Below are 14968 nucleotides of genomic sequence, written 5' to 3' on the forward strand. Positions count from 1 at the left end.
GCTTGCCAAGCATTTGAAAGTAAAAGTGGATGAGTTATTTTGGTTAGAAGGAGAGGATGAGGAAAATGAATAAAGATTTACGGATTCAGCTTCCACTATGGACAATCGCATTTTGTATTCTTTTGATGCCATTGACATTTAGTCTGGTCCAGTTAATTGATTTAATGATACATAATTTTTAGTGTGATAAAAGGCGTTATCAAGTTTAAAAAATAGGACTGGGATAGATTTCAGCAATAATATTAGAATCGTCTTGGAGCAGAAGTTAGGTAAATCATTTTTAGTAGAGTTTGTTATTACGGAACTCAATGTTTTTTATTATTCATTACTAGTTTGGATTGAGAAATCTAGAACAGTCGACCATAATGGAAAAGCATTTACTTACCATCGAACTTCAGAGATGAAAACGTTCATTATTGTTTTTGCTATATTGATAACTGGAGAAGGCGTACTTTTTCATTATCTTTTGCAAAAGTGGAATGAAGTTATTGCGTGGGTCTTTACCATTCTCAATGTGTACGGAATTCTATATTTGGTAGGGTTTTATAATTCAACAAAGCATCTACCGCATATGATATCGGGAGAAAAAATTATCATTAGATTAGGTTTTCAAAGTAGCATTTCATTAGATATAGAGAATATTGAGCAATTAAACCGGGCAAAAGAAATTGAGTTAGGGATGAAGATTCCTAAAAGTACGTACTACTCTTTATTGAAACTAGATTCTCCTCATTTTGAGATTGTCTTGAAAGAGCCGGTGGAGATGAGAGGGTCCTACGGGATGAAGAAAATGGTAGATAAAGTAGTGTTTAGGGCAGATGACCAGGATGCAATATTAGAAGAAATTAATCTAGTAAAGACATTAGATTTTAAATCTCATGCAAATCAGAGATCATTATAAAAAAGCGTACCTCTGTTACCAAACTTCGATGTTGAATTGGAATTTGGTAACAGAGAGCGCCTCTCAAACCCCGAATCGAGTTTGAGAATAGCAAAACGGTAACAGAGAGGGCTTCTCAAAGCCCGAATCGAGTTTGAGAATAGCAAAACGGTAACAGAGAGCGCCTCTCAAAGCCCGAATCGAGTTTGAGAATAGCAAAACGGTAACAGAGAGGGCTTCTCAAAGCCCGAATCGAGTTTGAGAATAGCAAAACGGTAACAGAGGGGGCTTCTCAAAGCCCGAATCGAGTTTGAGAATAGCAAAACGGTAACAGAGAGGGCTTCTCAAAGCCCGAATCGAGTTTGAGAATAGCAAAACGGTAATAGAGAGCGCCTCTCAAAGCTTGAATCGAGCACGTGAGAAGGAAAACGGTAACAGAGATGGGTTTTCAACGCCCGAAACCAGCTTGTAAGAAGAGAAACGGTAACAGAGAACCGCCTCCATAATCCTTACAGCATCGAACACCTCCATTAAAGGACAAGCTTGGAACTTTTTCCTAATCAATTTCGTATAACTACTAGAGAGAAAAATCATAAGAGTTGAAAGTACTAGGAGTGTCTTAAAGTGGGATTGTTTTTTGAAAAGGTAAAACGGACGAAAAGTTCAAAGCCGGTAGTAGTAATTAGAATTATTTTAACTGTAGCGTTGATTGCTTTATTGATCCAAGGATTTAGGGAGGATTTTAATAGCACCTATCTAGGATATGGCTTTCTTGTAGTTGGACTCTTGAATATTATGAACGGTGTAGAATCGCACTATCACCGAGAGGAAAAGAAGGTATATATAATCGATTACTTACTAGGGATTTTATTTATATTTATAGCAATCACAGAGTTGGGAATAGGATAATGTGGGTCAAGGTGCCAGTTAAACTCTTGATAGTAGTTATGATCTTATCTGCCTGTACTTCAAAGGATACTTATATATATTGGACAGAAAAAACAGACAACCAGATTCAACAATTAGATCAAGTGAAAATAAATTATGAAATTAGGCATGGAGAGATTTGGATTAGGGAAAAGGATACTAGAAAAGTAGTGGCGTGTTGTAGCTGAGGAGAGCTATAATGCAGTAAGAGTCTAAATAATTTATCTTCTAACATTCATTGGATTAGAATGGTAGGTGCAAAAAATGAATGAATCTGTTCCACATTCTGAGACGGGAAAGCTTAATAGTAATGCTATTCTTTCTTTAGTACTTGGTATCATATCGATAGTATGTTGTGTTATTAGTTTTTTAAGCATGCTTTTTGCAGTTCCAGGGTTTGTCCTTGCAGTGATTGGTCTAAATGAGATTCACAAAACGGATCAATCGGGTCGAGGGTATGCTAAGGCAGGATTGATTTGTAGCTTGGTCGGAATCATTCTTCCTCTCATCATTATCCTTATTAGTTTATTATTATTCGAATCGACAGACTTTATTATGGAAGTTATCTGAGATAAAAAGGACGGCCCATATTCATTTGTGGCTGTCCTTTTCTTCATTCTAATATAGTAATTTTTAAACAAACGTTTGATTAAGAAAATATCAAAGGTATGGGGCTGTAGGGAGGAAATGAATTTTGCGGAATTAACTTTTCAAAAAGGTGTAGTGGTATAATTCACAAACCTGCCTTTTTTCTAGTTAAAACGACAAATTTCCCGGGAAACCTTTATTTTAGAATAGATCTTTTTAAACAAACGTTTGTTAAAGAAAAAAATAACTCCTTGAGAGGCAAGGAGTTCAGCGTGAAATTTGAAATTAACTTTTGAAAAAGGTATTGTGGGAAATTCTCCTTTATCTCAATTGAGAAATATCATGTTAATTTGTCGAAATCTAAGGTGCTTGAAAACCGAAAATTGCTACAAATAGTTTACAGAAAATGGTGGGGTAGGGTGCCTGTCCCCAAAACCCACTATGCCCGCAAAATTTTCTCCATCTTTTTTCCCTTTGCTAGTTCATCAATGAGTTTATCGAGGTAACGGATTTCTCGCATGATGGGTTCTTCGATGTTTTCAACTCGTACTCCGCAAACGACCCCTTTAACCAGGTTCCGGGATGGGTTCATTTGGGGCGCTTCCTCAAAGAAGGTTTCGAAGTCTGTTTTCTTTTCTAGCACCATTTCTAACTGTTCCTGGCTATAGCCTGTTAACCAACGGATGATTTCATCGACTTCTTCTTTTGTTCTGCCTTTTTTCTCTGCCTTTGTAACGTAGTGTGGGTACACACTTGCAAAACTCATCGTATAGATTTTGTGCTTTTCCATCATTTATCCTCCCTTATAGATTCTTTATTTTATTGTATCATGGAAAGTTTAGAATGATGTACAAACCATTGTCAGTATATATAACATGTAAAGATTATAGAAGGGTGGAGATGTTTTGTTTTTTCATATGAAGGAATTACAGTATGAGGCAAAACCGGATAAGCCTGATCCCATATTCGCTACAAGGCTGCAGGAAATATTGGGAGGACAGTTTGGGGAAATTTCGGTTGCAGTTCAATATCTGTTTCAAGGCTGGGGAGCAAGGAGGCATGATAAGTACCGAGATTTATTGATGGATACTGGGACAGAGGAGCTTGCGCATATTGAGATGCTTGCTACAATGATTGCAAGATTGCTGGATAATGCACCAGTAAAAGCTCAAGAGGAAGCAGCGCAAAATCCTGTAATGGCAGCCATTATGGGTGGGATGAACCCGCAATACGCTATTGTATCCGGTCTCGGAGCGTTGCCTGTCAATAGTGTTGGAGTACCGTGGAACGGGGGCTATGTTATCGCAAGTGGGAATCTGCTTGCCGACTTCAGGGCAAACCTAAATGCCGAAACACAAGGGCGTCTGCAGGCGGTCAGATTATATGAACAGACGACGGATAGGGGAGTAAGAGATATGTTGTCGTTCCTCATTGCGAGAGATAGAATGCACCAGAATCAGTGGTTGGCCGCGATTCAAGAGCTAGAAGCACAAGAAGGAGTAATCGTTCCAAGTACCTTTCCGACGACAAAGGAAAAGTCGGAAGTCTCCCATACGTTCATTGCTTTATCGGAAGGGGAAGAGAGCAGCAAAGGAAACTGGGCAAGTGGCCCTGCGCCAGACGGTTTAGCAAATTTCCAATACTTAAGTATGCCAGGTGCGTGGGGAGGAAAACCAATCCTGAATCCTGCTCCTCCAGCGTTGCATAATACACCGCCATCGGTAAAATAAAAAAGGAATGCTCGGTTGCGATGGTTGCAATCCGAGCATTCCTTTCTATTTAACCTTTAGAAATTTCCACAATTCCTTCTTCTTTTAAAGTCACTTCACCTTGTTTGTTCAACTTCACTTTTTCATCATCTTTCAAGTTAGTGAATACAATCGGTGTCATCAATGACGGAGCATTCTTCCCAATGAAATCCATATCAAATTTTAGGAGCTCTTGACCCTTCGTGACTGTATCTCCTTGGGCAACGAGTGCTTCAAATCCTTCACCCTTCAGATTTACCGTGTCAATTCCGACGTGGATTAAAATTTCGTGTCCTTCGTTTGATTCAATCCCAATCGCATGCTTGGTTGGGAACAGGTTAACAATTTTTCCGTCAACAGGAGAGACAACTAGTCCTTCAGAAGGCTCGATTGCAAAGCCGTCACCCATCATTTTTCCGGAGAAAACTTGATCTGGCACATCGTCTAGCGGTTTGATTTCTCCTTTGATAGGAGCGATAAACCCGCTTTCAGTTGATTTGGTCTGCATCGCATCCGGATTGATCTCTTCAATTTGCTGCTCGACTTCTTTGTTCGTGTCCGTTTTAGCAGGACGTGGCGTTTTTCCATCCATAATGTCTTTAATTTGTGATTTTAAGGTATCTGATTTTGGTCCGAAAATAGCCTGAATATTGTTGCCGACTTCTAAAACGCCAGAGGCACCAAGTTTTTTCAAACGTGCTTTATCCACCATAGAAATCTCATTCACCGACACCCGCAGCCTTGTGATACAAGCATCTAAATGGGAGATGTTCTGTTTGCCACCCATGGCCTCCAATACATCATGTGGGAGGTCGCCTGCTGTTGTTGGAGAGGCTCCGTCTTCATCCTCGTCCACATCCTCACGACCTGGTGTTGCAAGGTTGAATTTTGTGATAGCAAAACGGAAACCGAAATAGTAAATCACCGAGAACACAAGCCCAACCGGTATCACCAGCCACCAAGCGGTTCGGTTTGGCACAACCCCGAACAGCAGGTAGTCGATGACCCCACCGGAGAAGGTCATCCCTATTTTCACATCTAAAATATGCATCACCATGAACGAAAGTCCAGCAAACACAGTGTGAATCGCAAATAACACTGGTGCGACAAACAGGAACGAGAACTCAATTGGTTCCGTTATACCTGTTAAAAATGAGGTAAGGGCAGCAGACGCCATGATTCCGCCAACCACTTTTTTCTTTTCAGGACGCGCCGTGTGGTAGATCGCGAGCGCCGCAGCAGGAAGTCCAAACATCATAAACGGGAATTTACCTGTCATGAATGTACCGGCAGTAGGTTCGACCCCATCACGAAGCTGCGCAAAGAACATAGCTTGGTCCCCACGGACAATGTTTCCGGCTTCGTTCGTATAGGAGCCGAACTCAAACCAGAAAGGTGAGTAGAAAATATGGTGTAGTCCGAATGGAATTAAAGCACGTTCAATCACACCGAAAATAAAGGCAGATAACGTTAAGTTCGTATTAATCATACTTTCGGAAAGGGTGTTCAATCCACCTTGAATGGGTGGCCACACAAAAGACATCACTATTCCAAGCAAAACTGCAGAAGCAGCTGTTACAATCGGAACAAATCGTTTACCGGCAAAGAAACCAAGGTAAGATGGTAGCTCGATATTGAAGTACTTATTGTACATGAAAGCCGCGAGTATCCCGACGATGACCCCGCCGAACACCCCACTCTGAAGCGTGTTGATCCCGAGCACATTCGCGTATGCAGGGTCGTCCATCATCCCGTCATCCACGCCAAGCACTACACCCATGGTCGCATTCATGATGAGGTAACCAATGATCGCGGCAAGTGCGGCAACCCCCTCACCACCAGCAAGTCCAACTGCAACCCCAACAGCAAAGAGCACAGGGAGGTTACTAAATACAATTCCTCCGGCAGCATCCATGACGCTCGCCACTAACTGGATCCAATCCGCGCCAAGGAACGGCATCAACTCCAGCAAATTTTCCTCTTTCAATGCAGCCCCAAGCGCAAGCAAAATACCAGCCGCCGGTAGGAGCGCCACCGGAAGCATTAACGCCTTTCCGACTTTCTGTAAAACACCGAATATCTTCTTCAAAGGCAGTACCTCCTAAATATGTAATAGTTCAAAGTGCTTTTAATTTCCCCTAAATAGTGAGTTTTAAACAATGGGTCTCCGTTCCTGTCTCAAAGGCATCAACTTAGGGCATTTTGGCACGAACTCCGCAGTATTCCGCACGAACTCGATGCGTTTTGGGATCAACTCACCCTGTTTTGGCACGAACTTTAGGTCATGCAAAATAAAATGTACAAAGAAAAAGCATAATAGTTTATTACTTCTGTTAATATTTACATTATTTTTAATGAGGAGGAGATTTCAGGTGGACATAGCAACGTTATTTATAGATTTATTTCGCAATATTAAGGGTTTTTTCTTCAATGAAGATGGCATTTTGGATAAAACAAGAATGGTAACCGGTTCTGCTGTCATCCTATTATTTTTGATAGGTGGAATTGGGTATTTGTCTTATCGCTTATTTGTTTAAGGATCCGGCCTTGTTCTCCTACACAAAATATCCAGTTGACTGGACACTTATTAGTGTCATATAATCAAGACACTAATCGGTGTCCTATTTGTTGAAAGGAGGAAGAATATTGAATCTAGCCCTTCAAGAAAGAGATGTCTATGTGGCTATTGCAGATCCAACAAGACGAAAGATTATTCGATTGTTAGCTGAGTCAGAGGAGCTACCACTCTACGAACTCACCCCACATTTTGACATGGGACGTACTGCCGTATCCAAACATTTATCAGTCCTGAAAGCAGCAGACTTAGTGACAAATCGTAAAATAGGGAGAGAAACAAGGTACAGGCTTAACCCAGCGCCTTTAAAAGAAGTTCAAGATTGGCTGGCGTTTTATGAGCAATTCTGGAATGAAAGTGCGATGAAACTAAAGAAGTTATTGGAGGAATAAATTATGGCCTACTTATCATTAGATTATCAAATTAAAAGTCCCATCGACAAGGTGTGGAACGCGTTAACCCATTCAGAAACACTCGCACTATGGGTGATGGAAAACAACTTCAGACCCATCGTAGGATCCAAATGCCAGTTTCAAAATGAAGAAATTGGATTGGTTGTAAATAGTGAGGTGTTAGTTGTAGACAAGCCCCATAAATTGTCTTACACATGGGTTGGAGGACCCATTGACACGATCGTAACCTGGACCTTGAAGGAAGAAGGGGATACAACTCATCTACACTTGGAACACAAAGGATTTGAAGAAGAGAACCAAGCATACTTTGGAGCGAAGTATGGCTGGACGATGATGATAGATGGATTGACTGAGATCCTAAGAGATGCATAAGGAGGGACTAGCATGAGTTTTTTGAAAGATGCTCTATCTATTTTTAAGAAAAGTGAGCTCGTTTTTATTGAAAAAATAAAAGAATCAGAAGACGTCTATTCCTTTCTTTTTAAAAAGGATGACGACTTAACCTGGAAGCCAGGCCAGCACGGGCTATTTACCATCACCCATAAGAAAATTAAAAACAACACTAAACCAATGACGGTCGCTTCCATCTCAAGTGAAAACGTGGTTAAAATTACGACTAAGATTGGCGATACACCAAGTGACTTCAAGAGTGCGCTACTTGAATTAGAAGCGGGGATGAAAGTTAGCATGAGCGGTCCTGTGGGCTCCTTTTATCTAAAAGATGAAAGCCCTACACTTTTCATCGCGACAGGTATCGGCATTACACCATTTCGAGCACTAATCAAGCAAATAGAGGAAAAACAAACTACTTCAAATCAATTCAAACTTCTTTATTTTGCTAGTCAAAATGAGCACATATATAAAGAAGATTTCAAGAATTTTGATGTAGACTATATCACCACAAATGAACAATTATTGCAGGAAATAGATGAATACACTGAGAAACACAAAGATACTGGTCAATACTTTATTGCAGGAGCGAAGGCAGAGGTCCACATGTTAACAGAACACTTGAAAAGCAAGCACATTTCTAAGCGTGCTATTAATAAGAATGTATTTATGGGATACTGATGAGTCAATTCAAAGTTATAGGTGCGGCGTCGTAGAATCAGGGCAAATGTAGAGTCATTCTCTATATTTGTCTTTTTATTTTGATATTGTACTACATGTGATAGCCCTAAATACCATCATTCATTAAATGGTAGAAATTATTACCATCTCTCCACCCATATGATACTATTAATTAAAGACGGAATATTCCTTCATTAAAGAGCAGGGAGATGGGAAAATGGAGTTATTTCAAAGTCAGTATGATTGGATCAGACGTACAAGGGAGACGCTATTTCAGTATTGTGAGGGCATGGCACACGCTGACTATGTCAAAGAAATGGAGAGTTTCGGCGGGGACTCTATCCGAAATCTGCACGTACATATTGCGACTTGCTATCACTTTTGGCTGGGGACGCATGGTCTTGGAAAATCAATCGAAAAAACAGATTCAAACGCGATAAAAAACGTCGAAGATATGAGAGAACTTTTCCGAAAAACGGACGAGCTTGTCGAGGAGTTTTTAGTAAGTTTTCAAGGAAACTGGGATCATACCATTCCATATACCTTCAAAAGCGGTGAAACCTCTGACTTCAGTACCCTTTGGCTTTTCACACACACCACCACCCATGAATTCCACCACAAAGGACAGATCGTAAAAATTGGCCGCCAGTTAGGTTATACCCCACCGGATACAGACTTGATTGCGCCGGAGGTAAACACATGTCACTCTTAACAAAAGACCTTATAAAAATCGTGGAACAGTCAGAGATTGATGCGCTCGAAGACAGATTGATTCGAGTTAAAAGCATAAATGATAATGCCATGGGAGTCGAGTTGAAACGCTTTGGATACGCCGTTGCATTTTCTGTAAAAAATATCCCTGGGCCATCGTTCAATACAGTTAAAGGTGTCAATGGAGAGGATATGGATCATTTGGATGAAATAGTAGAATTTTATGCTAGCAGAGGTATTCCAGCTCAGTTTGAAGTGACACCAGGCAATGCCTCAACCGACCTTTTCCGGAAGCTTAGTTCACTAGGCTATTTTCAAAGTGGCTTTCACACGGCACTTTACCGCCCATTGTCTACGGGAGATCCTTCGCTTAGTCGCGCAGATAACGCTGTCCAGATGGAAGAGATCAGCCTTGAGAATTTTGATGTTTTTGGTGAGTTATATACGAGAGGTTTCGGGATGCCCACAGCATTTAAAGACTACGTGACCGCCAATAACAAGGTACTTGCAGAGAGCGATAACTGGACATTTTATTTGGCGCGTGTAGGCGGGGAGCCAGCGGGAATAGGTGTTCTGCATGTTAAAAATGATGTCGCAACATTGGCAGCTTCGGCTACTGTGCCTGAATTCAGAAACAAAGGTGTTCAAACGGCGTTGATACAAAAGCGGATGCAACAAGCGGCGGATGAAGGGTGCCGATATTTGGTTGGCCAAGCTGCTTTTGGAAGTGTAAGCCAGAAGAACATGCAGCGAGCAGGGTTGAATGTTGCGTATACGAACGCGGTTTGGGAGAAGCTTTAATGTGGAACGCCGGGGTAGGTGTGGACCTTCTCGGCGTTTGTCGTTCTGTGTCGAATGAAGGATATATTGGCCAAAGTCGCGGATAAAACGGAAACTTGGCGGATAAAACGGAAACTCGGCGGATAAAATGAAAACTTTACTGATATATATTGCGCGGAGGATGGGAAGTGTGTAGATTACCAGAAATTTAAGCAGATTGGCCGCATTTAAATTACACAAAATATTGCTCTTTCCTATGCCTCGTCCCCATCTTCAGTATAAAATGTACTCATCCAGAAGTGAAAGGAAGAAATTAATTATGTCCATAGCTGTAATATACGGGGGAACCCGTCCATATGGAAATACAGAAACCCTTACCAAACATGCTACCCAAGGCGTTGAGGTGGAAGAAATATACCTGAACAACCGCAACATCCTTCCAATCATCGATATGCGCCACGATGTCGAGGGGTTTCAAAATAGAAATGATGATTATAACGCCATTATAGAACGTGTACTGCAGCATGATACGTTAATTTTTGCCACGCCTATCTATTGGTACAGTATGTCAGGCACTATGAAGAATTTCATTGATCGCTGGTCCCATTCGATGCGTGACAATAACTTTCCGGATTTCAAAGCCGACATGTCAAACAAAAAAGCGTACGTCATTGCAGTTGGAGGAGATAATCCCTCTATCAAAGGATTGCCAATGATAGAGCAGTTCAAATACATTTTTGAGTTCATGGGATTGGAATTTAAGGGGTACGTGATTGGGAAAGGAAACCAGCCTGGGGACATCCATGCGGATAAGGTTGCATTGTTTCAAGCGGAAGCACTAAGGGAAGAACTACGTGTAAAATAGAATCTAATACAAAGAAAAACTTCCTTTTCTATATAGATAGAGAGGGAAGTTTTTTCAATTTGAGAATAGGCTGAATTTGTAGTTCTCCTAATTACTTGTGAATATCGACCGATTAAAGCTAAAGGAAGCCCCCCTGCCTTTACTTCACTCTAAGAATGGTTGCTAACTTGAGCAGGAGAGCGGTTCTCCTGTATTTTTCTTAAATAAATAATCCACCATACCACAATATATAAGTGTCCAGCAGCAACGAAAATAGCCCATGTCTCTCCTTGACCAATACTGAAAAGTAAATGTTCTAGTTCATTATGATCAGAAGCTCTATCAATGCCATACAATATCGAAACTACTGGAACCGAGAATAAAAGTACAATGGTGAATACGGATGCAATTACTATTCTCATCCTGATGATGCAGGTAGTTGCTATAACAAAGGTTGTTAAGAAGAGCAAATAGTAGATTAACAGTATCCATGTAGGAAGATTTTCCCCGTACATTGAATCAACTCCCTTTATTTATGTTTAAGCAGCGATTAAAAAGCTAGAGTAACAAACCAAAGGTAGCGGAATTTTGTTACCTTTTTTAATGCAATCTCCCCCTATTAACATTAATATTACCACAATAATCCAATTTATTTAGCGGGATTAAAAGGGATTACCCCAACAAAAATAGAAAAAGTTAGTAGGTAGATAATTTTATAAAGTATGTGAACTTGTTTGACGGGAGTGGAGGATAATTAAAAGAATAAGCAAGTTTTTAGTGTTCTCGATTGCGGGTACGTTATTGGGGCTATTAGGATATAAGCTATCCTTTAGCGGAGAAGTAAGTTTTGGGCTTGGCGTCTCTATATTAATTGGGAACCTAATTGGGGCATATATTGGATATAAATTAAGAGGTGAATAAAATGTATATAGCCACTGATATCTGATTGGAGGAAAACTTAAATGGAGTTTTTGCTTATCTTCGGCGTTCATTTTTTTATCATGGGTTCGGCATCAATGTTGTTAAGTTTAGTTGTTAGTTCTGTGGCGAAGAAGATTCCCTTTTTTAGTTACGATCTTGGGTTGTATGCTCTTAGGTGTCATGTATGCGAGTACGATTGGCTTTTCAGAGCTTTTATGGTTGACCGCTTTGTTTAATGGTGTGCTTTCAGCTGTTGCAGTGGGATTAGTGAAATTGAGTGATTATGCTGGGGAGAAGGCGGAAAGGTTTGATGGATGAAGAAAAGCAATAATAGTAGGAGAGTGAAAATGAGAAAGTCATTTTGGGTACCACTTTCAATAGCTTTTGGGTCTATGGTTTTACTGTACTTGTTGGGGTTTTTAGCTGATATAAAGGATCTGCTTTTATTGAGTTTGCCTTTGTTTTTGGGGACCGCCTGCAACTGAATTATCAGAGGGAATGGTATGGTTTAGGTGGGTTAGACATTTAGGCCTTTTTAGGAAGTTTCATTTCTCTGATGAAGACCTGTCCATGGCGGAAAAGTTGGAAGAGATGTCTTCATAAGGTGGATGAAGACCTGTCCATGGTGGAAAAGTTGGAAGAGATGTCTTCATAAGGTGGATGAAGACCTGTTCGGGGCGGAAAAGTTGGAAGGGATGTCTTCATAAGGTGGATGAAGACCTGTCCATGGCGGAAAAGTTGGAAGGGATGTCTTCATAAGGTGGATGAAGACCTGCCCAGGGCGGAAAAGTTGGAAGAGATGTCTTCATAGGCTGTATGAAGACCTGTTTGGATCGGAAAGGGTGGAAGGGAGGTCTTCATCGCCCCAAACTCATCCTCCACGCCACCTCACACCAAAAAACGGGTCACGGTGCCTGTCCCCGCAACCCACCCCATCAACTATACTTCAACTTTTTCCCGCCGCCCTTTTTCCATTTCCTTTGCATGATCAAAGTAACAACCCCAATCAACGCAACAAACAAAATACTGATGAAGAAGCCGTTTCGAACGGTCTTTTCCACGACGGTTCCGCTTATTGCTAAAAGTAGCAGCAGCAGTCCCAGCACGGACAACACCTTTCCTTTCTTCTCCAGCTTAAATGAAGACAGCAAGATGAAGATCCAGTTATACAGCAATAATAATCCTGCCGCGGTGGTGATGTATTCGAACACCTTCCCTGGAAGCGCAAATGCGCATACCACCGATGCGGCCAACCCGACCACTCCAAGCAACAGAGACGGAAGAGGTAGCTCCCTAAACTGTAATTTTTTCTGAAATAGTTTTGGTGCGTCTCCATCTTTAGCCAGTGTAACTAAAAGGGTGGTTACCCCGAACAGTGCTGCGGTCATGGTGGAGAAACCTGCGATAATGATGGCCCCGTTGAATACATGGGGGAAGAAACTCAGGTCGTAATTGGTTAAGGCTGTCACAAACGGGCTTTCCTTTTCGTTGAATTTTTCAAAGGCAGCCAGGCTAACGGCAAGGCCAAGGGATCCTACATAGAGAATCATTAAAAAGAACATCATAATGGTTCCGGCTTTTAATGTATCTTCTTTCTTTTTCAGCTGCATGGCCATCAAGCCGATGACTTCAATACCGCCGTATGCGTAGAAGGCATAAATGAGCGAAGACCAAACCCCTTTCAAACCTAGAGGCATCCATTCTTTGATAGTGTTCGGCATATTGCCCCCGCTACCGCCATCTCCCTTAATCCAGCCAAAATAAATCCCCAACGCAATAGCGATAAACATCACAATGGCTGCGACCTTAATGATAGCGAAAAGGTCTTCCATTTTATCAAAGCCTTTGGTCCCAAGCATCACGACGAAAAACGACAAAACGGCGTAGCCTGCTGAGAAGATCCAAAGCGGCACGTCTGGAAACCAAAATTGAGATAACAAGCCTAGGGCAGTCAGCTGACTACCCATGATTAGGATGTTGGAGCACCAGTAATTCCAGCCACAACTGAATCCAGCCCATTTACCAAATGCTTTCCCAGCGTAATAGCAAAACGAACCTTCCTGTGGGTCTTGGATGGTCATTTTGGCTAATCTGCTGTATACGATATAGGTTCCGGCGGCACCAACTAAAAAGGAAAAGATGATGGAAGCACCAGCAAGTTTAATTCCAAGGGAAGACCCAAGGAAAAAGCCGATGCCAATGGTGCATCCGATTCCTATTAGTGACAGTTGCCACCAGGCTAGATCACCTGTTGTTTGTTTGGAACTGCAAGAGGCTTTTGACATGTGATTCTCCTTCTAACCAGCTACCAAAGTGTGCTTTTCTTTGGCTTTACATTTTGGACGAAAATAAAAACAAGAATTCCAATAATGATTGCCATAGCACCAGACAGATATAGACTTATTAGTAGATGGTTTTTCATTACGACTGACATGATTGGTGGACCCGCAGCGACTCCGATAAAACGAGAAGAGCTATAAAGGGAAGAAATTGTCCCTTTCTCTTCCTTTTCTACATTTTCGGTTATCAAAGCATCAAGCGTGGGAAGCATCGCACCAATGCTAATACCGATAAAACTCGAGATGGTGAGCAATAAAAAAATCTTTTCGTTTTGATATTCAACAAAAACAATGGTTAATGCGATGACCCCAAGGGATACCATAAGAATTTTTCTCATCAATTCGATATTTCCTTTGATCACTTTTCCTGTGATATAGGAAGAGACACAGAGGGTAAACAAAGGGACCGCTAAATATAGACCTTTTTTCACACCATGCAGGTCATGCGTTTTTTCAAGAATGTCTGATAGATAAAATAATAAGCCAAAAAGGATCAGCATGGCGTATATCCCGATAACGAAGGTGGTATAAAGCCATTTTCCTTCTTTTTGAAAGATCTTTTTGGTGTTTTGTATAAAAATATTTAGTGCGAGAGGTTTGTCTTTTTTCTTAGGTACTTTGATGAAAACAAGGACCATTATGATGGAAATTAAGCTGAAAATTGAAATAGAAAAGAATGGTAAATACCAAAGAACAGCAGCCAATATCGATCCTAAAATGGGACTAAGAACTTTCCCGAATGTATTGGACGTTTCAATAATCCCAAGACAAGAACTGGTTTTCTCATCGTCATCCTGATACAGGTCCCCAACAAGCGGCAAAATGATTGGTGTCGCACCTGCTGCCCCAACTCCTTGAATGATTCGTCCGATGATAATCCATGTGTAAGGATCTTCTATTTTCCAAGAAGCAAATCCGGAAATCAATCCACCTATTAGAGCCAGCAATAGACTTGGCAAAATTATCATTTTCCTGCCAAATCGGTCTGACAAATACCCCGCAATAGGGATTAAGAAAATAGAAGCAACAGAGTAAGAAGTGATGATCATACTGGATTGGAAGGAGGAGATGTCCAATTCTTTTTCGAGCATTGGCAAAACAGGAATAAGCATAGAATTGCCCAGCGTCATAATAAGAGGGATGGAAGCCATGCTTATTATGCACCAAGCAC

The 14968-nt window shown here is 41.1% G+C and carries 18 protein-coding genes; 13 read left to right on the top strand and 5 right to left on the bottom strand.

Going from position 1 to position 14968, the window contains the following annotated elements; translation table 11 throughout:
- Positions 1–253 precede the first annotated feature (253 nt).
- The 4 genes from M313_RS0120400 to M313_RS0120415 all read left to right on the top strand — a co-directional run bounded on the left by M313_RS0120400 (position 254) and on the right by M313_RS0120415 (position 2377).
- The gene (locus M313_RS0120400; protein WP_010199665.1) at positions 254–901 is read left to right on the top strand and encodes a hypothetical protein; all 648 of its coding nucleotides are present in this window, start codon (positions 254–256) and stop codon (positions 899–901) included.
- A gap of 603 nt (positions 902–1504) precedes the next feature.
- Entirely contained in the window at positions 1505–1789 is a 285-nt protein-coding gene (locus M313_RS0120405; RefSeq protein ID WP_010199671.1) for a hypothetical protein, read from the top strand.
- 38 nt (positions 1790–1827) lie between these two features.
- On the top strand, positions 1828–1995 hold the full coding sequence (locus M313_RS27140) for a hypothetical protein (protein ID WP_503487499.1): 168 nt from the start codon (positions 1828–1830) through the stop codon (positions 1993–1995).
- A 76-nt stretch (positions 1996–2071) separates the two neighbouring features.
- On the top strand, positions 2072–2377 hold the full coding sequence (locus M313_RS0120415) for a DUF4190 domain-containing protein (RefSeq protein WP_010199673.1): 306 nt from the start codon (positions 2072–2074) through the stop codon (positions 2375–2377).
- A 457-nt stretch (positions 2378–2834) separates the two neighbouring features.
- On the opposite strand, the gene M313_RS0120420 is transcribed toward M313_RS0120415, so the two are convergent.
- Positions 2835–3185 carry a DUF2200 domain-containing protein gene (locus M313_RS0120420; protein WP_010199674.1) on the bottom strand — a complete coding sequence of 117 codons (351 nt, stop codon included), beginning with the start codon at positions 3183–3185 and terminating at the stop codon, positions 2835–2837.
- A 115-nt stretch (positions 3186–3300) separates the two neighbouring features.
- Between M313_RS0120420 and M313_RS0120425 the strand changes: the two genes are divergently transcribed.
- Entirely contained in the window at positions 3301–4125 is an 825-nt protein-coding gene (locus tag M313_RS0120425; RefSeq protein ID WP_010199675.1) for a manganese catalase, read from the top strand.
- A 49-nt stretch (positions 4126–4174) separates the two neighbouring features.
- Here M313_RS0120425 and ptsG read toward each other — a convergent pair whose 3' ends face one another.
- A complete protein-coding gene (gene ptsG, locus M313_RS0120430; protein ID WP_010199676.1) occupies positions 4175–6232 on the bottom strand; it encodes a glucose-specific PTS transporter subunit IIBC in 2058 nt (685 codons plus the stop codon).
- Between the two features lie 283 nt (positions 6233–6515).
- On the opposite strand from ptsG, the gene M313_RS26000 reads away from it, so the two are divergent.
- The 7 genes from M313_RS26000 to M313_RS0120470 all read left to right on the top strand — a co-directional run bounded on the left by M313_RS26000 (position 6516) and on the right by M313_RS0120470 (position 10558).
- Entirely contained in the window at positions 6516–6680 is a 165-nt protein-coding gene (locus M313_RS26000) for a hypothetical protein (protein ID WP_010199679.1), read from the top strand.
- 109 nt (positions 6681–6789) lie between these two features.
- Positions 6790–7110: an ArsR/SmtB family transcription factor gene (locus M313_RS0120440; protein ID WP_010199681.1), complete on the top strand. Its 321-nt coding sequence runs from the start codon at positions 6790–6792 to the stop codon at positions 7108–7110.
- A 3-nt stretch (positions 7111–7113) separates the two neighbouring features.
- Positions 7114–7503 carry an SRPBCC family protein gene (locus tag M313_RS0120445; protein ID WP_010199682.1) on the top strand — a complete coding sequence of 130 codons (390 nt, stop codon included), beginning with the start codon at positions 7114–7116 and terminating at the stop codon, positions 7501–7503.
- Positions 7504–7515: 12 nt separating this feature from the next.
- Positions 7516–8202: an FAD-dependent oxidoreductase gene (locus M313_RS0120450; RefSeq protein WP_010199683.1), complete on the top strand. Its 687-nt coding sequence runs from the start codon at positions 7516–7518 to the stop codon at positions 8200–8202.
- A 217-nt stretch (positions 8203–8419) separates the two neighbouring features.
- Positions 8420–8914, top strand: a complete 495-nt coding sequence (locus M313_RS0120455) for a DinB family protein (protein WP_010199684.1) — start codon at positions 8420–8422, stop codon at positions 8912–8914.
- Positions 8902–9714, top strand: coding sequence for a GNAT family N-acetyltransferase (locus tag M313_RS0120460; protein ID WP_010199685.1), 813 nt, complete (start codon positions 8902–8904; stop codon positions 9712–9714). The genes M313_RS0120455 and M313_RS0120460 overlap by 13 nt, the downstream gene beginning before the upstream one ends.
- A gap of 298 nt (positions 9715–10012) precedes the next feature.
- A complete protein-coding gene (locus M313_RS0120470; RefSeq protein WP_010199686.1) occupies positions 10013–10558 on the top strand; it encodes a flavodoxin family protein in 546 nt (181 codons plus the stop codon).
- A gap of 149 nt (positions 10559–10707) precedes the next feature.
- Here M313_RS0120470 and M313_RS24220 read toward each other — a convergent pair whose 3' ends face one another.
- Entirely contained in the window at positions 10708–11052 is a 345-nt protein-coding gene (locus M313_RS24220) for a hypothetical protein (protein WP_010199687.1), read from the bottom strand.
- A gap of 571 nt (positions 11053–11623) precedes the next feature.
- Between M313_RS24220 and M313_RS26005 the strand changes: the two genes are divergently transcribed.
- Positions 11624–11776: a hypothetical protein gene (locus M313_RS26005; RefSeq protein ID WP_010199694.1), complete on the top strand. Its 153-nt coding sequence runs from the start codon at positions 11624–11626 to the stop codon at positions 11774–11776.
- A 617-nt stretch (positions 11777–12393) separates the two neighbouring features.
- Here M313_RS26005 and M313_RS0120490 read toward each other — a convergent pair.
- Both M313_RS0120490 and M313_RS0120495 read right to left on the bottom strand, forming a co-directional pair.
- Positions 12394–13743 carry an amino acid permease gene (locus M313_RS0120490; protein WP_010199696.1) on the bottom strand — a complete coding sequence of 450 codons (1350 nt, stop codon included), beginning with the start codon at positions 13741–13743 and terminating at the stop codon, positions 12394–12396.
- A gap of 20 nt (positions 13744–13763) precedes the next feature.
- The gene (locus tag M313_RS0120495; RefSeq protein ID WP_050780706.1) at positions 13764–14948 is read right to left on the bottom strand and encodes an MFS transporter; all 1185 of its coding nucleotides are present in this window, start codon (positions 14946–14948) and stop codon (positions 13764–13766) included.
- Positions 14949–14968 lie beyond the last annotated feature (20 nt).

The organism is Bacillus sp. m3-13, assembly GCF_000175075.1.
In the GTDB taxonomy this organism is placed as follows: domain Bacteria; phylum Bacillota; class Bacilli; order Bacillales; family Bacillaceae_I; genus Sutcliffiella_A; species Sutcliffiella_A horikoshii_C.